The organism is uncultured Thiocystis sp. (assembly GCF_903866365.1).
In the GTDB taxonomy this organism is placed as follows: Bacteria; Pseudomonadota; Gammaproteobacteria; order Chromatiales; family Chromatiaceae; genus Chromatium.
On sequence record NZ_CAIPNF010000145.1, the window covers coordinates 1 to 21,636 of the forward strand.

15 protein-coding genes and 1 pseudogene are annotated in these 21,636 nt (G+C 64.4%); 4 read left to right on the top strand and 12 right to left on the bottom strand.

The genetic code is table 11. The annotated features are described in order from the left end of the window. Positions 1 to 373: 373 nt before the first annotated feature. The 3 genes from prlC to QZY07_RS08320 form a co-directional block, all read right to left on the bottom strand. Positions 374 to 2,407 carry an oligopeptidase A gene (prlC, locus tag QZY07_RS08310; protein WP_295401497.1) on the bottom strand — a complete coding sequence of 678 codons (2,034 nt, stop codon included), beginning with the start codon at positions 2,405 to 2,407 and terminating at the stop codon, positions 374 to 376. 103 nt (positions 2,408 to 2,510) lie between these two features. Further along, a complete protein-coding gene (locus QZY07_RS08315; protein WP_295401499.1) occupies positions 2,511 to 3,068 on the bottom strand; it encodes a CNP1-like family protein in 558 nt (185 codons plus the stop codon). Between the two features lie 110 nt (positions 3,069 to 3,178). Next, positions 3,179 to 3,832: a hypothetical protein gene (locus QZY07_RS08320; protein WP_295401501.1), complete on the bottom strand. Its 654-nt coding sequence runs from the start codon at positions 3,830 to 3,832 to the stop codon at positions 3,179 to 3,181. 97 nt (positions 3,833 to 3,929) lie between these two features. Here QZY07_RS08320 and QZY07_RS08325 point away from each other — a divergent pair, with 97 nt between their 5' ends. Continuing rightward, positions 3,930 to 4,220 (top strand): hypothetical protein, encoded by a 291-nt coding sequence (locus QZY07_RS08325; RefSeq protein ID WP_295401503.1) that lies wholly within the window; start codon positions 3,930 to 3,932, stop codon positions 4,218 to 4,220. Positions 4,221 to 4,811: 591 nt separating this feature from the next. On the opposite strand, the gene QZY07_RS08330 is transcribed toward QZY07_RS08325, so the two are convergent. Next, positions 4,812 to 5,030: a hypothetical protein gene (locus QZY07_RS08330; protein ID WP_295401505.1), complete on the bottom strand. Its 219-nt coding sequence runs from the start codon at positions 5,028 to 5,030 to the stop codon at positions 4,812 to 4,814. A 210-nt stretch (positions 5,031 to 5,240) separates the two neighbouring features. After that, positions 5,241 to 6,294: pseudogene (locus tag QZY07_RS08335) on the bottom strand (IS110 family transposase). 140 nt (positions 6,295 to 6,434) lie between these two features. Between QZY07_RS08335 and QZY07_RS08340 the strand changes: the two are divergent. Continuing rightward, positions 6,435 to 7,580 carry an ISAs1 family transposase gene (locus QZY07_RS08340; protein WP_295401507.1) on the top strand — a complete coding sequence of 382 codons (1,146 nt, stop codon included), beginning with the start codon at positions 6,435 to 6,437 and terminating at the stop codon, positions 7,578 to 7,580. A gap of 337 nt (positions 7,581 to 7,917) precedes the next feature. Here QZY07_RS08340 and QZY07_RS08345 read toward each other — a convergent pair whose 3' ends face one another. The 5 genes from QZY07_RS08345 to QZY07_RS08365 form a co-directional block, all read right to left on the bottom strand. Continuing rightward, on the bottom strand, positions 7,918 to 8,085 hold the full coding sequence (locus QZY07_RS08345; protein WP_295401548.1) for a diguanylate cyclase: 168 nt from the start codon (positions 8,083 to 8,085) through the stop codon (positions 7,918 to 7,920). A gap of 142 nt (positions 8,086 to 8,227) precedes the next feature. After that, positions 8,228 to 9,976, bottom strand: coding sequence for a RyR domain-containing protein (locus QZY07_RS08350; protein WP_295401509.1), 1,749 nt, complete (start codon positions 9,974 to 9,976; stop codon positions 8,228 to 8,230). A 36-nt stretch (positions 9,977 to 10,012) separates the two neighbouring features. Next, positions 10,013 to 10,891, bottom strand: a complete 879-nt coding sequence (locus QZY07_RS08355; RefSeq protein ID WP_295401511.1) for a hypothetical protein — start codon at positions 10,889 to 10,891, stop codon at positions 10,013 to 10,015. Beyond that, positions 10,878 to 11,339 carry an OsmC family protein gene (locus QZY07_RS08360; protein ID WP_363183939.1) on the bottom strand — a complete coding sequence of 154 codons (462 nt, stop codon included), beginning with the start codon at positions 11,337 to 11,339 and terminating at the stop codon, positions 10,878 to 10,880. Before QZY07_RS08360 ends, QZY07_RS08355 begins: the two co-directional genes overlap by 14 nt. Then, positions 11,243 to 11,809: a gamma-glutamylcyclotransferase family protein gene (locus QZY07_RS08365; RefSeq protein WP_295401514.1), complete on the bottom strand. Its 567-nt coding sequence runs from the start codon at positions 11,807 to 11,809 to the stop codon at positions 11,243 to 11,245. Before QZY07_RS08365 ends, QZY07_RS08360 begins: the two co-directional genes overlap by 97 nt. Before the next feature lie 222 nt (positions 11,810 to 12,031). On the opposite strand from QZY07_RS08365, the gene QZY07_RS08370 reads away from it, so the two are divergent. Both QZY07_RS08370 and QZY07_RS08375 read left to right on the top strand, forming a co-directional pair. Further along, on the top strand, positions 12,032 to 13,078 hold the full coding sequence (locus tag QZY07_RS08370) for a quinone-dependent dihydroorotate dehydrogenase (protein ID WP_295401516.1): 1,047 nt from the start codon (positions 12,032 to 12,034) through the stop codon (positions 13,076 to 13,078). 164 nt (positions 13,079 to 13,242) lie between these two features. Beyond that, positions 13,243 to 14,817, top strand: coding sequence for an AAA-like domain-containing protein (locus tag QZY07_RS08375; RefSeq protein WP_295401518.1), 1,575 nt, complete (start codon positions 13,243 to 13,245; stop codon positions 14,815 to 14,817). 94 nt (positions 14,818 to 14,911) lie between these two features. Here the strand turns inward: QZY07_RS08375 and QZY07_RS08380 are convergent, their stop codons facing one another. Together QZY07_RS08380 and QZY07_RS08385 are read right to left on the bottom strand one after the other, a co-directional pair. Further along, positions 14,912 to 18,382 (bottom strand): EAL domain-containing protein, encoded by a 3,471-nt coding sequence (locus QZY07_RS08380; RefSeq protein WP_295401519.1) that lies wholly within the window; start codon positions 18,380 to 18,382, stop codon positions 14,912 to 14,914. Continuing rightward, a complete protein-coding gene (locus QZY07_RS08385; RefSeq protein ID WP_295401521.1) occupies positions 18,375 to 21,389 on the bottom strand; it encodes a chemotaxis protein CheB in 3,015 nt (1,004 codons plus the stop codon). The genes QZY07_RS08380 and QZY07_RS08385 overlap by 8 nt, the downstream gene beginning before the upstream one ends. Positions 21,390 to 21,636: the final 247 nt, after the last annotated feature.

Consider the following 21,636-nt stretch of genomic DNA (forward strand, 5'->3'; position numbering starts at 1 on the left):
CGACAGGGTGAGCGCGTATAATTTTTTCTGAAATCAATAAAATCAAACAGTTAAGATGCGAGCTTCACAATACATATGAACTGTAACTTATTGATTTATAGGGGTACGCGCTCGCCCTGCATCTTGCGACAGGAGGCACTAACCGACTACCCCCCTTCTTGTATAATATGAAAAATTACAGTGTAACAGGGGATGAGCTAGAAACACTCTTGTCATTAAAGTTTCAGCGATTTGAAAAATCGCAAATACTATCTATTGAGAGTATAGCCACTGGCCGTTGCGTCCAAGCCAGCCAGTTCCAGCACCAGCCCCGGCCAGTCTTGAAACAGGCGGTAAAACAGGCTGTCGGTCGGCATGCTCGGGTACCGGCCGCTCAGGCCGCGATCCCCGAATGCCGCAATAGCGCATCGGTATTTGGCTCGCGTCCGCGAAAGTTGACATAGAGCACCATGGCATCCTCCGAACCGCCCTTTTCCAGGATGTTCTCGCGGAAGGAACGCCCGGTCTCGGGATCGAACACGCCCTTTTCCTCGAACAGCGAGAAGGCGTCCGCCGACAGCACCTCGGCCCATTTATAGCTGTAATAGCCGGCCGCGTAACCGCCCGCGAAGATGTGCGAAAAGCCGTGTGCGAAGCGGTTGAAGGCGGGCGGACGGATGACGGCGACCTGCTCGCGCACCTGCTCGACGATCTCGGCAATGCGTCCGCCCTGGGCGGGGTCGTATTCCAGATGAACGCGGAAGTCAAACAGCGCGAACTCCAACTGACGCACCATCTGCATGGCCGACTGGAAATTTTTCGCGGCGATCATGCGCCCGTAGAGATCCTCCGGGAGCGGCTCGCCGGTCTCCCAATGGGCGGCGAACAGGTCGAGCGACGCGCGCTCCCAGCACCAGTTTTCCAGGAACTGACTCGGCAGTTCCACCGCGTCCCAGGGAACCCCATTGATCCCGGCGACGCCCGGATAATCGACCTTGGTCAGCAGATGATGCAGCCCGTGGCCGAACTCATGGAAGAGCGTCGTGACCTCTTGATGAGTCAGCAGCGAAGGCTGATCCCCGACCGGCGGCGTAAAGTTGCAGACCAGATAGGCCACGGGAATCTGATCGCAACGGGTGCTGTGCAGGCGGTTGGTGCAGACATCCATCCAGGCGCCGCCGCGTTTGTTCTGACGCGCAAAGGGGTCGAGATAGAACTGACCGCGCAGCGCGCCGGATGCGCCGTCGCGAATCTCGAAGAAACGCACGTCGGAGTGATAGGTCTCGAAGCCCTCGACCTCCTGGAGGTTCACCCCGAACAGGCGCTCGATGACACCGAATAACCCGGTCAACACCCGCGAGATCGGGAAGTAGGGACGTAACTCTTCCTGACTGATCTGGTAGCGGTGGACGCGCAGTTTCTCCGCGTAATACCCGACATCCCAGGGTTCCAGGCCCGCGACGCCATGCTCCGCGCGAGCGAATGACTCCAGTTCGGCCAGTTCACGACGCGCCTGATCCACCGAGCGTTCGGCCAGATCGTTGAGGAAGGCGAGCACGTCCTCGGGCGAGCGCGCCATCTTGGTCGCCAGCGAGCGTTCGGCGTAATTGGCGAAACCAAGGAGTTGCGCGACCTCGTGACGTAGCGCCAGGATGCGCTCCAGATTCTCGCTATTGTCCCACTGACCGGCGTGCGGTCCCTGATCCGAGGCGCGGGTGCTGAACGCCTGATACATCTCGAAGCGGAAATCGCGATCGTCCGCGTAGGTCATGACCGGGATGTAATACGGCATGTCGAGCGAGAACAGCCAGCCATCCTTATTCTGCTGCTGGGCGTTCTGGCGGGCGAGCCCCCGCGCCGAGTCGGGCAGGCCCGACAGCAGCGCCGGATCCTCGATCAGTTTGCTCCAGGCGTTGGTGGCATCGAGCACGTTCTCGGAAAACTTGCTGGTGAGCTGCGACATCTCCTGACTGATGGCCTTGTAGCGCGCCTTTTTGTCCGTGGGCAGATCGACGCCCGAGAGATGGAAGTCGCGCAAGGCATTGTCCAGTAGCTTGCGTTGGGCCGGGTCCAGATGTTCCTGCGCCGCAACCGCCTGATAGGCTTTGAACAGATCCTCGTTCTGGCCGACCTCGGTGCCATAGTCGCTGAGTTTGGGCAGGCAGGCGTTATAGGCCGCGCGCAGTTCGTCGCTGTTGAGCACGCCGTTGAGATGACCGACCGGCGACCAGGTGCGGTTCAGGAGGTCGTCCGCTTCATCCAACGGTTCGACGAAATTCTCCCAGGTCGGCACCGCGACCTCACGGGTCAAACGCGCGATCTGCTCCCGGCAGGCGGCCAGCCGCGCATCGACGGCGGGTTCGACATGCTCGGGGCGAATGTGCGAAAAGGCCGGGAGGCCGGGTTGATCGATCAGTGGATTTGACATGGGCTCATCATCGGTGGTCAGTGGATTGGGTTGAAGTGCGGCTCGCCGCCAATCAAAAGAGTGCGGGATCATCGGTCGATCTTCAACCGGGGATCGTGCGCGGTCAGTCGGCCTGGAAACCGGAAAGTTCTCGCGATGCGGTGTGGCCGGTCAGCGAGCGGATCATGTCTTTCTTGATGCGTGGCTTGAACCCGCGCGGCACGCAGAAATGAAAGCCCCAGAGTTCGTGGCGATAGCGTTCGGCGATGGGTTGCCAGTCGGCGCCTTCCAGAGGGCTGAATTGCCCCCCCGAGCCATAGGCGAAAACCTTGTATTGCCCATTGGGCGTGCAGCGGATTCCTTCATAGGAGAGATTGCGTCCCCCGTTCCGACTTTCGGCGACCAGGGTGTAACGCACCACCTGATCGGCGCCCACGCCAAGGTGCCTGCCGTCGATGAAATAACGGAAGGCGGACGACGGACCGTCAGGCTCGAATTCGATCAGGTCCGCATCCTGGGGCCAGGGCGGCAACGGCGTCGTCGCTTCCCGCCAGGCCTTGCCTGGCTCCAGATAGGCCGGCCCGGGCGGCTCCGGGTCAAGGGCAAAGTTGTTCTCGCCCGCCGAGGTCGGGGTGGCCAGAATCAGTAGCAGACAGATCGGTGCAACGGTCGGGTGTTTCATGGCGATCAGCGCGGACAGAGATTCGGTTGGTCGATCCTACTGTGATTGCCGCGACATTTCATGCCAGAAATCCTTTACGGCAGGCGAGTGCTTCATCGGATGACGCTCTCTCAGGCCCGCACCACCTGAATGCCGCGTCCCGCCGGACTGAGCATCTCGTGACTGCTGGTGCGCGCCTCGATCGACGGCTGTCCGGCGCGGCGGTCGAAGATCACCAGCCAGCCACGGTCCAGGCCAAGCCCGGCCAGATAGTCGTCGAGGTGCGTCAGCCCCTCGGTCAGCGGATCGGGGCGCCCGTCGCGCCACACCTTCAACTCCAGTCCCAGCGTGACGGCGCCGTAGTGCAAACAGAGATCCATGCGTCCCCGACCAATGGCGTATTCGCGCTCCAGCCGCCCGCCGCCGTTGACCACCCGATGCAGAAAGGCCATCAGCACCAGATGCGGAGCGATTTCGTGGTAGGGCGCGCTGGCGAGCAGCGGCTCGCCGTGCTGGCGCCAGAAGGCGAGAAAGGCGTCGAGCAGTCGGTCGGGGTTCAGGCTGCCGTCGGGGTTGAGCCAGGTCGGGGCGATCTGGGGCAGCGAATCCCGCGGACCGCTGGCCAGGGCACGCGGCAAGACCTCCCGATAGATCGGATTGGCGATCACGAGTCCGCCCGCGCCGTCGCGACGCAGCAGACCCAGATCGACCAGATACTCCCGATCTTCCTCGAACGCCTCGCCCAGGGCGGTCCCCGCCAGCATCGGCTCGACGATCCGGCGCACGCGCGGCTCGCGCAGCTTGTGGGCAAGTTGAGGTGCGGCGTGACGGCAGTTGACGCCGCACCGCCTGGTAGCCGGGATGAAGTCGGTCGAGCACAGGATGGACGAGGAACGCCAACCGGATCAGGCTCGCGAACAGGGTGGCCAGATGCTGTTGGCCATGACCATCGTTGTGTTCGAAAGGATATCCCTTGGTCTTGAGCGGATTGTTGTTTTCGTTCTCGATTTTCCAGCGACGGCGCCCGCTCGCCACCAGGGCGATGACGTTGTCGGCGTTGATCGGCTCGGAACTCGCCCACGCGTTGCGGTCGAGCACCTGGCCCTCGGCATCGGTGGCGGTGAGTTCGCACCCGCCGACCAGCCAGGCGTCTTCCCCGTCGCGCCGCGGTAAGTCATTGAGCCACCGATACGTCTCGGTCAGGCGCTGGGTGCCCGTCCAGCGGGTCTTCACCAAGGTGCACACCTCGCCGCCGCGCGCGAAGTCCGCCACCCATTCGTACAGAAGCGGATGTGACGGCGGCAGGCAGACGAATAAGAACGCACCGCCCTGCGCGAGCACCTGCTGGCAAAACGGCTGATGGCAAGACTGATCGTCACCCAACAGGGTCGTGCGCCACGGCGCGATCCGTGCCCCCACGGCCGGAGCCAGCGGGTGGCGGCCGTGAGTTCGCCATCTTGCTTCGCGTGCCCGTCCTGGGGACAGAACTGGGTCTGGCCGTTGCTGAGCGTGCGCGTGGAACACGGCGCACAGTGGACCGCGCGCGAGCCGTGGTATTCGGTGCCATCCAGGGCGATCAAGCGGCGTCCATCGGCTTGGCGATGGGTGTCCAAGGTACGCTGCTGGTGCAAGGCGTCGACCGCGTCGAGGAACGCCGGGGCCAGACACTCGGGGGAGATCGGATCGAGCAGGTTGCCGATCTGCTGGGTGCTCGGAATCGGATGCCCGCCAAACAGCGAACGGGCCTGGTTGCGTCCGCGCTCTTTACTGCATGCGCCGCTGATCGTCCAAGAACGAAGGACGCTGCATGAAGAACGCCGAAAAGGCACTCGGAGCGGCGTCACCGATCGCATAGCGCTGGTGGTTGCCGCCCTTGCGATGGTCTGGCAGATCGAACAACGCCTCGCGAAGGCCGGCCACCAGGCCCGTCACCGAAAAGAGGCTGGGCGTGGGAGCCACGGGGGTAACGGGCTTCAGGACCATCGGAGTCTCCAGTCGACTCGCAAAGAATCCTTCCGAGCATCATGGTCTTAAATTTAGAACTGCTGCAGGTTTTCAGGGAGGTAGGACTGGCCTTTTTGGCCATCACAGTGAGGTTCACTCTTCGCAACTCGTGGTGTGATACTCGGTGGTCTTGGCGCCCTCTGGGCGGTTAACGCGATCCTGGCCGCGCGCTCGGTGTCGGCCTGGCGATTAGCCCTTGGCGAGCGCCCCGAGCGTCGCATCGTAGGGCTGACCGGTGCGTATCACGGCGTAGGCCATGCGCGCAATCTTGTTGGCCATCGCCATACGACGGCGACGTTGGTCGGACGGCGGTTTTTGAGCGCACTGGCCCAGCGGCTGGTGGCGTCCTCCTTGCGCTCGACCCAGCGCAGGACGGCGCGTGCCCCATGGATGATCAGTTGGCGCAGATAGACGTCACCGCGCTTGCTGATCCCGAGCAGGCGCTCGCGCCCGCCGGTGGAATGCTCGCGGGACCAGCCCAAGCCAGGCCGCCAGGGCGCGCCCGTTGCGAAACAGGCCGACGTCCTCGCCGACGGCGGCCATCAGGGCGGTGGCGATCAGGGCACCGATGCCAGGAATCGTCATCAGCCGTTGGGCGGTCTCGTCGCTTTGGGCGATGACCTGAATTTGGGTGTCGAAATGCGCGGCCTGCGCATCGAGGTGGCGCAGTTCCTCGAGCAGGCGAGTCAACTCGCGCGAAAGCGCTCGCTCAAGCCATTCTCGGCGTCTTCGAGGATCTCGGGCAGGCACCGCATCAGCGCCGCGCGCCCCTGGGGGATCTCGATGCCGTACTCCAGCAGCAGACCGCGCACCTGGTTGACCTGGGCGGTGCGCCGTTCGACCGCGAGGCTGCGCATCCGATGGATCGCCTGGATGTCCTGCTGCTCGACCGTCTTGACGGCCACAAAGCGCCTATTGGGCCGCTGCACTGCCTCGCAGATCGCCTCGGCATCGACCGCGTCGTTTTTGTTGGACTTCACGAAGGGTTTGACGAACGGCGGGGCGATCAGCCGCACCTCATGACCAAAGTCGCGAAACACCCGCGCCCAATGGTGCGCGCTGCCGTACGCCTCCATCGCCACCAGGCAGGGCGGCTGATTCACCATGAAGGCGCTCAACTTCCGCGCGTCACCTTCTTGCTGAGCACTTGTCGGCCCTGCGCGTCCACGCCGTACACATGCACACTGTTCTTGGCCAAGTCGATGCCGATCGTGACAACAGGCTCTTTGCTACACTTTGCCATTGGTCTGCTCCGCTACCTCGGTTGACGATGCTTCAAAGTACATTGCTCATTGTGCCCGCTCAGGGCTCGTTGGAGGAGCGGGGCGGACCATCCCACAGGGCGAGCGCGCTTAAAAATCCCGTTTTTCGGGTAGTTGACGGATGATCGCGAGAAACGACTGTCGGAGTTTCTCATGTCAGCCAGCCTTCTTGAGCATTTTGCGTCCCTTGGAAGATCCCCGGATCGAGCGTCACAAGTGTCATGCTCTCGCCGATCTTGTGCTGTTGACGATTTGCGCGGTCGTCAGCGGGGCGAACGGCTGGGAGGCGATCGAGGATTTCGGACGCGACAAGCTGGATGGGTTGCGTCAGTTTGCGCCGTTTGACAATGGCGTGCCTTCCCATGACGGCATGGCGAACGTGATCGCACGTCTCTCCCCAAAGGGATTTCAGGCGTGTTTGTTGCGTTGGACCCAGTCGATCGCCGAGATCACGGACGGGGAGGTGATCGCCGTCGACGGGAAGACGGCACGCGGTTCGCGCGACCGCCGGCGGGGGCGTTCGCCGTTGCACAGGGTCAGCGCTTGGGCCTGTGCCAACCGCCTCGTGTTGGGCCAGGAGGCGACGAGCGAGAAGTCCAATGAAATCACGGCCATCCCCAAGTTGTTGGAACGGCTGGAGTTGAAGGGATGTTTAGTGACCATTGACGCCATGGGCTGCCAAACCGCGATCGCCGCCCAGATCGTTGCTCAAGGCGCTGACGACGTGCTGGGACTGAAGGGCAACCAAAGTGCCCTGCAGGAAGCGGTTGAGGATGATTGGACGGTCGCACAACAGGCTGATTTTGCTCACGTCCAGGCTGACTTCATCGAAGAGTTGGACAAAGATCATGGTCGGATGGAAGTGCGCCACGACTGGATCACCGAGGATCTGCGGACACTGCCCAACATCGACCGTTGGGCCGGCCTGCGCCGCATCGGGATGGTCGAACGCACCTGTGTCAGCGGCGGCAAGGAAAGTATCGAGCGCCGGTACTTCATCAACTCCATTGCACCCGATGCCGCCCGTTTCGCCCACGCCGTGCGCGAGCACTGGGGCGTGGAAAACCGCCTGCCCTGGCGCCTGGACGTGATCTTCGGTGACGATGCGAGCCGCATCCGCAAGGGCCAGGCCCCCGCCATCCTGACCTCGGTGCGCCACCTGAGCATGAACCTGTTCGAACAGGAGGGGTCGGCGATCCGCTTGGCCAAGAAGCGCCGCAAGGCCGCGTGGAACGACGACGATCGCGCCAAGGTGGTGTTCGGCTGAGGATTTAAACGCGCTCGCCCTAGTCGGTACGTGATGTGGCTCGCTTGATCGTGTTATGCCATGATCTTGATTCCGTTCGAGAACCAAGAACGAAACGCTCTTTGACAAGTTCAGGTCTGCGGTTGTCAGCACGAGTTGCTGACGTAAAACTTGAAACGCACTGAAGAGTTTTGCGCTCGTGAACGCCCGTTCACGAGCTTTGGGAGATACCCCCTCGCCTCACCGCCATTAAGTTAAGGATTTTCCGTTCGCCCTGAGCTTGTCGAAGGGTGGACGGAAAATCCTAAGCCTCTGAGCGTAAAGCCGTTCATGGTTCGACCAGCTCACCACGAACGGCTTAACTTAATGGCAGTGACCCCCTCGCCTGGAAACAGGCGTGCATGTGTTTCCAATCCTCATCGTCCTGTTTAAGCAAGAGTAAACAGATGAACTCCTCACCCCCGTAGCGGCAGATAATATTGGACGCGCGCAACGCTTGGCTCAGCGCGACGGCAATCCGCTTCAAGGCATCGTCGCCGGCCAGATGGCCAAAGCGCTTTCGGGCAAACATCATCCCTGCGTCGAACGCTGGAACTGAACGCCAAACTCTGGCCTGGCGACCGAAGCGCCGAGTGCAATCCGGCGATCCCAGGGGAAACCGGCTCCCATCAATACTCGAAGTTCCAGTCGAGTCCGACCCAGCCATTCGCGAGCGTCACCCGTCTGGCGGGTTCGGCCAGGGGCGCGATCGTTCCCAGTGCGACGAGGATCTCGGTCCGCGCGGCGAACCAGCGCGCCAGTTCGTCCTCCCCGTCCAGCGCGATCCGGCGCTCGGCGCGGGCGGCGAGTTCGAGCAGATCCTGGCGCGCGGCGGCGTCGGGCTGGGCGGCCAGCAGTTCGTCGACAGGCCGGGGCAGCAGCCAGAAGAGCCCGGCATCGGTCTGATCCAGCGCCTGTCGCGCCACCTGTCGCGTCGCCGGATCCGCCAGCGTGGCGGCGAGCACCAGCGCGCGATCCGGATAGCGGGCGACCAGCCGCTCCAGAGCCAACCGGGTCAGGGTCCGCAGCCGTCTCCCGCTGGCCGACCCCACACCCGGCGCGGGGAGACCGACGATCAGCAGACGCACCACCCCCAGCCCGGAACGCGCCAGCAGGTTCGGCACGCCGCGCACGGCGAAACGGTCGAGATCCTTCATGGGCTCGGACAGTTCGTCATAGGGGATGAGCTGCGGATGCTGTTTGCGGGCGTTGTCGCGCACCGGGGCATGACTCCAGCCATCCAGAAACCGATCGGCGGCCCAACGCCGGTGTTCGATCCGGGCCAGCCGTTCCACCTCCAGCGGCGCGAAGGCGAAGGCGTCCACCATCTCCTCGGCCACCGCGCGGCAATCCGTGACGGCCAGCTTGGCCCAGAGATGGTCCGCCTGATAGCGGTTGGCCTGTCGATAGGACGTGGCCAGTCGCGGCCAGGGTTGTCCGGCCGGCTCGTCGCCCGGATCGCGTCCCTGCGCGGCGATGTTGTCGCAATACTGTTCATGGATGCTCCGGGCCGCCTCGTCGCCAAGGCCATCGAGCAACACCTGAGGTCGGCAGGCTTCGCGGAGCGACGAGAAGGGGATGATCTGTCCGTCCCAGTCCGCGATGTCGCCCCTAGCCTCGTCGTCGCCGATCTCCAGCAGGATCGGCGGCGAGGCGCGTTGCTCGCGGGCGATGGTCTTGGCAAGCGCGCGCGCCACCCGCAGACCCTCGGTGCCGGGAGCGTCCAGGCAGACCAGGGCGAGGGTGACGGCTGGCGCGTCCGTGAGTGACGGTGACGCGAGCGGCGCAAACCGAATCTCCGCCACCTGACCGGCTTGGGGATACGCCGCCTGGAAACGCGCACCCGCGCGCTCCGTGTCATCGCAGAGAACGCTGACGCGTGGGCGTGCATCGGCGTAGTGGATCAGCCGCAGCGCCTGGACCAGAAAGGCGCTGGCGGAGGGCGTGAAACCCGCGATCAGCAGATGCGGCTCCTGACCGAACGGCGGATCCATGCCGGAATGCAGCGGCCAGCGGGTGAGCAGCGCGCGCATGGCGCGATTGTCGATGGCGAAGGTTTCCAGACGCAGCCGTCCGTCACCGTTCAGTTCAGGCAGCGGGGGCGGCGGGTCAGCCGGGTGCATCAGGATCAGCCGGATGGGTTCGGCGCCGAACCCTCGCCGGGCTTGACCCAGCCGGGCGGCAAACGCGGCGATCAAGCCCGCCGGGTCGGGTGGATCGGCCAGGATCAAGGTACGGATGCGGGTTGGCTTCAGGGTCGTCAGTTGGTCGGGCGAGACCAGGCGCACCCGTCGCCCATCCGCACGCAATCCCGCGACGACGCGCGAGGCAAGCGACTCGGAGCCGCAGACATGGATGGGCGATGGACCAAAAAACATGGAGGCACTCAGGTCATTTCCAGGGCCGCATCGTCATCACGCCTTCCCGACCCCCGTCGACGCGAACCTCTGGGCCAGGATGTCGACCACGGGGGCGACGGCATCCGCCATCTCCACCACCCGCATCAAGGCGCGCTCGCGCACGCCCAGCGGAATCTCCGCCATCTCCCGGCCGTGACGCCACCACTCGGTCAGCAGCTCGGCCGTGCCGCCGGTGCCGGCCAGGACGATCAGGCACCGACCCGACTGCAAGGCTAGCGCCACGTCGAGCCGGGTGACGCGCCCGCCGGCGGCGACCAGGGTCAGCGCAGGGCAATCGCCGGCAAGCTGGGTCGCGACAGCGCCGATCCAGGCCGATTCGTCGCCCCAGCGATCGCCCGGCGTCAGGAGAAAATGCGAGTGGTTCGGATCAAGCCGCGCACCCTCGCCGGACGCCCGCCCCCCGAGCCGAGCGATGTCCCCCCACTGTCCCTCCCCGCTCAGAACGCGGATTGCGGCACGCGACGGCCGCGTTTCCAGCGCCACCGTGCCGCGGGCCGCGACCCCGAGCAGCGGAAAGCGCGCGCCGGTCCGATGGCGCGCCTGACCCATCAAGGCCATGACTCCAAAGGCGGTGCCGCCATCGACGACCGTGACGCCCAGCGCATCCAGCCGTGGCGCCAGTCGCTCGAACAGGCTGAGCAAGTCATCCGCCACCGCCGGATCGAGATTCGCGGCCCCGCCGATCAGCACCAGCACCGGCCGTGATCCGGACAGCCCCAGCGCGTCGAGCGCGCCGGCAAGGGCGGTCGCGGCTCCGGAGGGCGCCTGCCCGGTGCCTTCCGGCGTCATCTCGCCGAGATCCAGCGACCCGCTCCCGTGGGCGTGGATCGGTAAGCACGACCGCAGGGACGCGAAGACATCACTCGGACTCATGCAGGATCGTGCCCTGCTCGTCGAGCAGCGTGACGCGCATCGGGATGCCCTGGCGGATGCTCGCCGACACCACGCAGAAATCCTCGAACAAGGTCTTGCAGCGGGCGAAACGGGGCGACTGCGTGACGACATCGGCCAGGATCAGCCGGACCTCAAGACCGCCGATGCGCTGACGTTTCTTCTCGTTGCGGATCATGATGCAGTCAACCTCGGTACGCAGACAGTGCTCTGGCGGCTCTTCCTTGAAGACGCAATAGAGCAGGCTCGCGCTCAGACAGTTGGCGGCGGCGGCGGCCAGCAGGCGCGAGGCGTTCGGCCCCTGCTGCTCGCCGAGCGGCGGGGGTTCGTCCATCAGCAGATCGGGCGCGCGCTTCCAGTCGAACGCGACATTGATCTGAAAACCTTCGCGTTGCTCAAGATGGATGGTGAAACGGCCTTCTTCGGACATGCTCTTTCCTCGATCTCGGTGGTTATCGCGTCTGAACCTGTGGATGATGACGACCGTCGGTGACGGGTCTTGGGATCCCTGAGACAACGCACGCCGGCGGCCCGCAAAGACTGCGGATCCGCAGCGAGGGCACGCCAATCGCCGCCGACGATGATCGGCCGGTCGCGCAGCCGGCCGCGATAGACATAGATCCAGGCGCGACCATAGGGCGTTGCGATCCGGTGTCGATCATAGAGGATCGGATAGTCCTCCAGCCGGTCGAGTTGGCGCAAACCGGCGCCATCCAGGGCATAGACCTCGCCGAGGATCGCGGTCGCCCCGCCACGGGCCGCGCCCGGATAGGCGCCGATGCGATACAGTGTAAAGCAGGGCGCGGTGCGATGCGGCCCCAGCCACTCCGCGCCGTTCAGCAAGCGATGGTTAACTTCCCCGCGCAACAGGGTGCCATAAACAAATACACGATGACGCATGGCGGCGGTCTCAGGATGCGAGCGGGGCGACCGGCAACTGGGTTTGCGTGTCCATGAAAGTGTTCCCGCGGGGATATCGGTTGAAAGACGCAAACTATACCATTCAGGTCAATCGCCTCTAAACCGCATCGACGCCGACGGCCCTGGGCGAATCCCATCTGGCCGATCCCGCGCGACGACACGCAGCGCGATGGACGCGACTTAACAGCCTTGGACAACACGATGACAGAAGACAACCTGTGGCGCCTCCTCCGACCGCTGGCATTCCGGCTGGATCCGGAGCTGGCGCACAATCTGACCCTGGGCCTGCTGTCGCGCTGGTCGACGCTGTTCGCGGGCAAACTGGATGACAGCGACATTGCCCGCGCCCCGGCCCTGGCCGTCGAGGCGCTGGGACTGCGCTTTCCCAACCCGATCGGGCTGGCCGCCGGATTGGACAAGAACGCCCAAGCGGTGCCGGCCTGGCAGGCGCTGGGCTTCGGTTTCGTCGAGGTGGGCACGGTCACGGCCCTGCCCCAGCCCGGCAACCCTCGGCCACGGCTGTTTCGCTTGCCGCGGGATGGCGCGATCGTGAACCGGATGGGCTTCAATAACGAAGGCGCGGAGGCCATCGGGCGGCGGCTGGAACGTCTGCGCGCGCGCGATCTGCTTCAGGTGCCGCTCGGCGTGAATCTCGGCAAGTCCAAGGTGACGCCGCCGGAACAGGCCGCCGACGATTATCGCCGCAGTTTCGAGCGGCTCGGCGAATTGGCCGATTATGTGGTGGTGAACATTTCGAGCCCGAACACGCCGGGTCTGCGCGATCTGCAACGGGTCGAGGAGGTCGAGCGGATCGTCGCGGCGATCCAGGGGCCGAATCAGCGCCTGTCCCACCCGCGCCCGCTCTTGGTCAAGCTGGCGCCAGACCTGGCCGATACGGACGCCATCGACTGCGCCCGCGCCGCGCTCGGGGCGGGCTGCGCCGGACTGGTTCTGACCAATACCACCATCCGCTTCGCGGGTCTCGCGAGCGCGACCGAGGGACTCAGCGGCGGACTGTCCGGCCAGCCGCTGCTGGCGCGCAGTACCGAACTGCTGGGCCGGGTCCGCGCGGCGCTCGGCCCGGAGCCGGTGCTGATCGGTGTCGGCGGCGTCATGGATCCCGCCGGGGCGGCGGCGAAGCTGGCCGCCGGCGCCAATCTGATTCAGGTCTATACCGGGCTGATCTACCGTGGGCCGGGGTTCGCCCGGCAATTGCTGCGCACGTTGGGCGGCAGTCAATCGCGATGATGACGAGACGGCGCGGATCGCCGTTCGATTCAAATACCGGGTATTCCGATCGCGTGTCCGCTGTTGCGGGCATCCCGGTTTGCCAGTCCCGATCCCGGACGCGGTCCGATGCCATGGAAGCGCCATGCTATGCTGAATCCATCCCGCCATCCGCGAGGTGTCCGATGCGCTTCTTCAATACCGAAGGTCCGAACCGACCCCAGGATCACTACAGCCTGCCGCCGCTGTCGCGCTGGGATCTGGAGGAGATCCTGGCCCTGATCGATCAGAAGAAATACTTTCTGCTCCACGCCCCGCGCCAGACCGGCAAGACGACTTGCCTGCTGGCGCTGATGGCGCAGCTCAACCGGGAGGGGCGCTACCGGGCGGTCTATGCCAATCTGGAAGTGGCGCAGCCCTATCGAGAGCAGGTGGACAAGGCCATGCGGGCGGTGGTGGAGCAAATCTCGCGCGGCGCCCGCGATCAGCTCAATGACCAGGACGCGGCGGACTTGGGTCGGGAGATCGTCCAGACTTCGGGCGGCGGCACGGCCGTGAACGAGTTTCTCACCCGCTGGTGTGCCGGCTCGAACCAGCCGCTGGTCCTGCTGCTCGACGAAGTCGACGCCCTCATCGGCGACACCCTGATCTCGCTGCTGCGCCAACTGCGCGCCGGCTACCCGCAGCGCCCGGACGCCTTTCCGCAGACCGTCATCCTTTGCGGCGTGCGCGACCTGCGCGACTACCGCATCCACGCCAGCTCCGAGCACGAACCCATCACCGGCGGCAGCGCCTTCAACATCAAGGCCGAATCGCTGCGCCTCGGTGACTTCAACGCCGATGAGGTCCGGACGCTGCTGCTGGAGCACACCCAGGAGACCGGCCAGCCCTTCACCCCGGAGGCGCTCGATCAGGTGTGGACCCTGACCCAGGGTCAGCCCTGGCTGGTCAACGCACTCGCCTACCGCGCCTGCTTCAAGCGGCGCGAGGGCCGCGACCGCACCCAGCCGATCGCCCTGGAGCAGATCGACCGGGCCAAGGAAGACATGATCCTCGAGCGCGTTACCCATCTTGACCAACTGGCGCACAAGCTCCAGGAACCCCGGGTACGGCGGGTGATCGAGCCGATGCTCGCCGGGACGAACCTCAGTGAGGTGCCCGAGGACGACATCCAGTATCTGCTCGACCTGGGCCTCTGCCGTCAGATCTCCGGTCACGGCCTGATCATCGCCAATCCCATCTACCGCGAAGTGTTGCCGCGCGCGCTCGCCTTCACGCCGCAAGCCTCGCTCCCCGCGATCAGCCCCAGTTGGCTCGCCCCGGACGGATCGCTCGACCCCGAGCGCCTGCTCAAAGCTTTCCTCGCCTTCTGGCGCCAGCACGGCGAGCCCCTGCTCAAAAGCGCCCCCTACCACGAAATCGCCCCGCACCTGGTGCTGATGGCCTTCCTGCATCGCGTCACCAACGGCAGCGGCACCCTGGAGCGCGAATACGCCATTGGGTCCGGGCGCATGGATCTCTGTCTGCGTTATGGCGCGGTCACACTCGCCATGGAGCTGAAGGTCTGGCGCGACGGACGTCCCGATCCCCTGAGCGAGGGACTCGTGCAACTGGATGGCTATCTCGCCGGCCTGGGGCTGGACCGGGGCTGGCTCATCGTCTTCGACCGCCGATCAGGCCAGCCGCCAATCGAGGAACGCACCGCCAGCGCCATCCAGCACAGCCCGGCGGGGCGGAGTATCATTCTGGTGCGTGCCTGAGGGCATCGGGGTAACGAGGACGCGGCGCTGAACGCCGTCCATTGATGACCTCACGGTGACGAGGCGGTTTTTCGAGGCGATTTGAGTCCATCGCCTAGAACAAGGCTGCGGCGAGATCCGCAGCCGGCATGGGCCGGCTGAACAGATATCCCTGACCCTCGATGCAACCTTCTTGCAGCAGGAAGTCCACTTGCGCCTGGGTCTCGATGCCCTCGGCGAGCGTCTCCAGACCCAGGCTGCGGCCGAGCGCGAGGATCGCCCGCACGATGGCGTCGTCGTTGGCATCCTGCGTGAGCTTCTCGACAAAGGAACGGTCGATTTTCAGACGGTGCAGCGGCAGACGCTTCAGATAGGCGAGCGATGAATAGCCCGTGCCGAAGTCGTCAACCGCCAGAGTGACGCCCAACCCACGCAAGGCCGACAAGGTTTTGATGGCCACCTCGGCGTTGCGCATGATCATGGACTCGGTAACCTCCAGTTCGAGGCGCTCTGGCGCGACCCCGGTCCGTTGCAGGATCTCCCGAATCTCGCCCACCAGATCGGCGCGCTCCAGTTCCCGCACCGAGAGATTCACGGCCAATCGCGGCACATGGAAGCCGGCTCGCTCCCAAACGATCAGCTGCCGGCAGCTTTCTTCAAGCACCCAGGCGCCCAGCCGATCGATGAGTCCGATGTCCTCGGCGACCGGAATGAACTGGTTGGGCGGAATCAGGCCCAGCGTGGGATGTTGCCAGCGACACAGCGCCTCGACCCCGCGCAGTTGCCCATCGGCGAGCGCCAGTTGCGGGTGATAATGCAGAATGAATTCATCGCGCAGCAGCGCGCCGTGCAGATCGTGCTCCAGACGCAAACGCTCGGCGGCGCCCTCGGTCATGACGGACTCGAAGAAACTGAACCCGTTGCGCCCGCCATTCTTGGCCTGATACATGGCGATATCGGCATGGCGCACCAGGATATCGATCTCCTCCCCGTCCCGAGGATAGATGCTGATCCCCATGCTGGCGGTGATAAACAGTTCATGCCCTTCCACGTTAAACGGCTGACTGAAGGCCGTCATCAGCCGTTCCGCGAAATTGGCGGCGAAACGCGCGGCCGGGATGTCTTCCAGGATGATGACGAACTCATCGCCGCCCAGACGGGCGATCGTGTCGGCCGCCCGCACCTGTTTCGACAGGGTCTCGGCCACCTGTTTCAGCAGTCCGTCGCCGATCGAATGGCCGAGGGTGTCGTTGACGATCTTGAAACGATCCAGATCCAGAAACAGCAGTCCAACCAAACGCTGATGTCGCGCGGCGCGCTGCAGACACTGTTCCAGACGCGCCTGAAACAGACTGCGATTGGGCAGGCCGGTCAGCGGATCGTGATGGGCCAAATACTCCAGCTTCTCTTCGGATCGCTTGAGGTGGCTGATATCGCGGAACACGCCGACGTAATGGGTCAGTTCGCCATTGCCGTCCACCACGGCGCTGATGGTCATGAGTTCCGGGTAGATCTGGCCATTTTTGTGACGATTCCAGAGTTCGCCACGCCACTGACCGGAGCGGTTCAGTTCGGCCCACATCGCCTGATAGAACTCGGCATCGTGACGCCCCGAGTTGAGGATGCGCGGCGTCGCGCCCAGCACCTCCTCCTCGGCGTAGCCGGTGATCTCGGCAAAGGCCCGATTGACGGCCAGGATGCGCTCCTCGGGATCCGTGATGACCACGCCCTCGGCGGTATTCTCGAACACCCGCGCCGCCTGACGCAGCGATTTATCGGCGTCCATGCGGGCGGTGATGTCCTGGATCGTCCCCAGGAGCTTGGTGGCCACGCCGTGGTCCATCAACGGCTCGCAGGAGACCTGCACCCAGAGCGGCCGTTCGCTGACCGTGACGAGCCTGGCCTGGATATCGAATGGCTCGCCCAGCGAGACCGCCAGGTCCATGACCTTCTGCAGCTTGACGCGATCGCTGGGATGGAAAAACGTCATCCCGCTTTCGAAGGAGGGCTCCGCGCCCGGATCGACCTCGAAGATCTCATAGGTAACGCTGGTCCAGCGCATGGCGTTCGTCACGGGATCCAGTTCCCAGCCGCCGACTTTGGCCATGCGGCCGGTGGCGTTGAGGAAATCCTCGCTGCGTCGCAGCGCCTCCTCGAAGCGTTTGCGTTGGGTGATGTCGCGATTGACGCCGCGCCGCCCCAGAAAGCGTCCGTCGTCCGTGACGACCGGGTTGCAGATGTGCTCGATCCAGCGCTCTTGACCGTCGCGAGCGAAAATCCGGAATTCCACGCTGCCCACATGCTCGACCGTGCTCGACGCCAGCTCCCGACAATGGCTGACCCAGAGCGCCCGATCCGCCGGATGGATCAGGTGTTCCAGGAGATCGGGATCGTCGACAAAGGCCTCGGCGGGATAACCGGTGAGCTTGAGGCAGGCCGGCGAGACATAACGATACTGACCGTCAGGACCGAGCCAGTACTCCCAATCCGGACTGTATTGGGCCAGCACCCGATAGCGCTCGCGGCTCTCGCGCAGGCGCGCCTCATCGTCATGCCGGTCGAGAAAAACGGCGACGTGGGTCGCCACGGCATCGAGCAGCGACCGCTCCTCGGGCAGAAAGATCTCATGCTCCTCGCCATCGTCATCGTCATGGGGTTGCGCGCGATAGACGACCGTGAGCTCCCCCTGTCGGCCGTCGACCAGGGAAATCCGCGCGGTCAAGAACCAGTCGGTCACCGCGAACCCGGCGGTCTCGACGCTGACGTGGGGCAGACACAACCGAGCCTCGGCCAGGTCCGCGAACCGCCAGGCGGCGGGCAGGCGCTCGACCACTTGCCGGATGACCTGCTCCACGGGGGCCTCGGCCCGGCTGGTCGCGGCCAGCACGTCATGGAGACAGGCGAGTTCCTTGAGCCGCTCCTTCAACTCGGCTTCGCTGCGAAACAGACGCTCGCCGGTCTCGAACAGATCCCGGCGTTGCTGAACCGCCTCGGTGCGGTCGATCACCGCGCAGACGAACTGCGGCGCCTCGTCATCGGTCTTGGGCAAGGGGGCGAAATGGAGATCGCCGATGAACTCGCCCGCGTCGCCGCCGCGAAACCGGACCTCCGGGATGACCACGGTCTGATTCCCCGAGAGCTTGGACCAGGCGCCGATGACCGCGCCCCGGTCCGCCTCGGCGATCAGCCGCGCGAAAAAATGCTGATGAAAATGGATGTCTCGCAGATTGAACAGACGTTGCGCCGCCAGGTTGCTTTCCTTGACCAGACCCGTGCGATCGATCACCAGCTCGGCGACGGGCAGGCCGTTGAAAAACGCCGTGAAGCGTTCGAGCGACTCCTCGCTGTGACGCTGGCTGTGCAGCAGTTCCTCGTTCTGAATTTCAAGTTCGGCCTGATAAATCCGCAGGTTTTCCACCAGGGCGGCAACCTTGATGTCACTCCCCGCCAGCACCTCGTCGGCGAGGTCGAAGCGACCCTGCTGCAGCGCGGTCAGCGCGCGCTCGCGCAGTTCCTCGGGGGAGATGTCGATCAGGTCATGGATGCTGCCCTGCCCCGCTCGCACCCCGGTCTTCTGTCTAATCATGGTTGCCCGTCGACCACTTGCTGATATTGATGTGACTCACGATGACGCCCCCGCCGGGATGATCGATTGGCGCGACGTGCATGATGTACCAACGCTGCTCGTCCGGCGAGTGACAGGGGTATTCGAGGGAGAATGCCGTGGTCTTGCCTTCGAGCACCTGCCGGATGCCGTTCATCGCGTCGCCGGCGGTCGGCTCGTCGAGGATTTGACCTATGTCGCACACGTCCAGATAGTTGGTCCCAAGTCCCGAATATTGCAGCATCGGATTGCCGTTATCCTCCGCGAAGGTTCGCCAGGCGCGGTTGACCATGGTGATAACCCCCTTGGAATCGAGCACGGCCACATGCTCGGGCAGCGAATCCAGCACCGCCTGGAGGCGTTCCACATCGCGCAGCGTGGTAATGTCCACGAAGGTGGCGACTGCCCCGCGCGCCTCGCCGGCGCGCACCGCGTAAGGATGCACGCGCGCCAGATAGTGACGTCCGTTGGCGGCGTCGATCTCGTGCTGGAGCATCTCGCCGCTGGCGATGGTGCGATGCAGTTCGGGAAGAAACTCCGGATACTGGAGCAGATTGGTGAAATCGTCGATGGGGCGACCGAGATCGCCTTCGCGGATTTTAAAGAGGGCAGTGGCCTCGGGCGTGAAGCGGGTCAGACGCAGTTGCGAATCCACGAACACGGTCGCGATCGAGGCGGCCTTGGCCATGCCGTCGAGATCGGCGTTGAGCCGGTTGAGAATCTCGATCTTTTCCTGATTTTCGGCGTTGACGGTATAGAGTTCCTCGTTGACCGATTGCAGCTCCTCGTTAGAGCTTTGCAGCTCCTCGTTGGAGGCCATGAGTTCCTCGTTGGTCGCCTGCAGTTCCTCGTTGGCGGTTTCCAGTTCCTCGATGGTCGCCTGGAGGCTCTCGCGGGTCGCCGCCAGTTCGCGCTCCAGGGTCTCCAGACGCTGGGCGGTCTCGCGGTCGAGACTGAGCGTCTCCATCTCGGTCAGAGAGGGCGTGGCGGAACGCCGGCCGCCTGCGGCATCGATCTCGACGGCGACATTGGGCGCGGTTTCCGTCTCGAAGGACAGCAGCAGGTTCAGCTCGCCGTGCGGCGGGTCAATGGGTCTCGCGACCAGGTGCAGACGCTCGGTGCGGCCCGCATCGAGCGAGAGCCCGAGCAGGTCGGAGCGCAGCGGCGCGCGATCGCGCGCGGCCTTATAGAGCAGTGCCTTGGCGATGGCCACCAGCGAGCTGGGCAGCAGCTTCGCCAGATCCAGGGTGGCCGCGCCTTCGCCGATGCGCAGGTAATGCGTCACATCGCCAAACACATGCAGCAGATCGTGACGCTGATTCAGGAGCAGGCTGGTCGGCGCGTAGCTGCGCAGCAGCAGATTCTGCGCGGCATCGATGGCGGCGGCGTCGCTGGACACGCCATGGGTGCGAATCCCCGGACGCGGCCGGGCGCCCGACACCGAGCTGCGCGACAGCGAGGCGATGGCGGTATCCAGGGGCAGCGCGACATGGCGCAGGATGCGATAGAGCTTGTGCTTGGAGCTGACGGCGGTGAAGTCGGTCTGGAGATTGGCGAGCGTCTCGCTGGGTCCGAGAAAGAGGAACCCCCCCGGCGCCATGGCGTACTGGAGCCGGCGCAGCGCGCGCTCCTGGGCCTCGGAGCGGAAATAGATCAGCAGATTGCGGCAGGACACCAGATCCATCCGGGTGAATGGCGGGTCTTCGAGTAGATTGTGCCGGGCAAAGATGATGCTCTGACGGATCTCGGTCTTGACCACGAAATGGTTGCCGCGCCGCAGAAAGAATTTTTCCAGCCGCTCGGGCGAGATTTCCGCCGTGATCGCCTCGGAGAAGACGCCGGCACCGCCCGTCTCGACGTTCTGGGGCTCCACGTCGGTCGCGAACAGCTTGAAATTCGGCCAGCGGCGCGCCCGATCGAAGGCCTCGGCAAAGAGGATCGCCAGCGAATAGGCCTCCTCGCCAGTCGCGACCCCCGCCGCCCAGACGCGAATCGGCTGATTGTCGGCGCGTTCGGCCACGATGGTCTTGACGGCGGTCTCGGCCAGAATCTCGAACGCCTCGGGATCGCGGAAGAAGCTCGTGACCGGGATCAGCAGCTCGCGGCGCAGGGTCGCCAACTCGCCCCGATCCGTGCCCAGCAATCGCACATAGTTCAGCAGATCCGGCGTCTGACGCACCTGCATGCGCCGCTCCATCCGGCGCATCACGGTGGCCGGCTTGTATTCGCGGAAATTGATCCCGCCGGAATGCTGCAACAGGTGCATGACCTCTTCGTGGGCGCCGTCCTGATCGATCTCGGCGGCCAGCACCGGCACCCGGATCTTGACGTGAGGCAGTTGGTGGATGTGTTCGAGCAGACGCGGTCCGAGTTCTTCCGGCGGGAGGATCGCGTCCACCAGACCGGTGGCGATGACGCTGCGCGGCATGCCGTCGAATTTGGAGGACTCGGGATCCTGGGCGAGCAGGAAGCCGCCGGCATCGTTGATGGCCACCGAGCCGCGGGTACCGTCGGAGCCGGTCCCCGAGAGGATCACGCCGATCGCGCGGTTGCCGAACTCCTTGGCCAGCGAACTGAAGAAATGATCGACCGGCAGGGTCAGTCCGCGCGGATTCTTGGGGCTCAGGCGCAACGCATCGCCCGAGGCGCTCATCATGCTGGCCGGCGGGATCAGATGCACCCGGTCCGCCTCGATCTTCATGTCATGCTCGACGGTCACCACCGGCATGGCGGTATGGCGCGACAGCAGATTCGCCATCATGCTCTTGTGATCGGGCGAGAGATGCTGGATCACGACATAAGCGGCACCGCTGTTGGCCGGCAAACCTTGAAAGAAACGCTCCAGCGCGTCCAGTCCGCCCGCCGAGGCTCCGATCGCCACGACATAGCCTTTGAATCGGTTTGGGGAGGCGCTCGCTCCCGTGCTCTCGGCGGCATCCGGGACATTGGACATGGTCGTGATCTTTTCGCCTGCTTCGTCATGAGTCATGAATGACTGCCTTATGTCGGTTCCGCGCTGGTTTTTCCCGTCGTCACGGCGTTGTGCTGCCGCCAGTTTACCCGTACCACCTCGATCCTGCTGATCGATCTGAAGCAAATTCAACCGCGTCCAGCCTGGATCGACGCTGTGTCGAGCGATTCCCGCCGCGCGGGTCACGAACGGCGAGCGGTTGGGGCGGCGGTGGCGTTCGGCGATTTCCGGGAAAGTCCCTACCCGACCGAAAGCTCCGGAATTG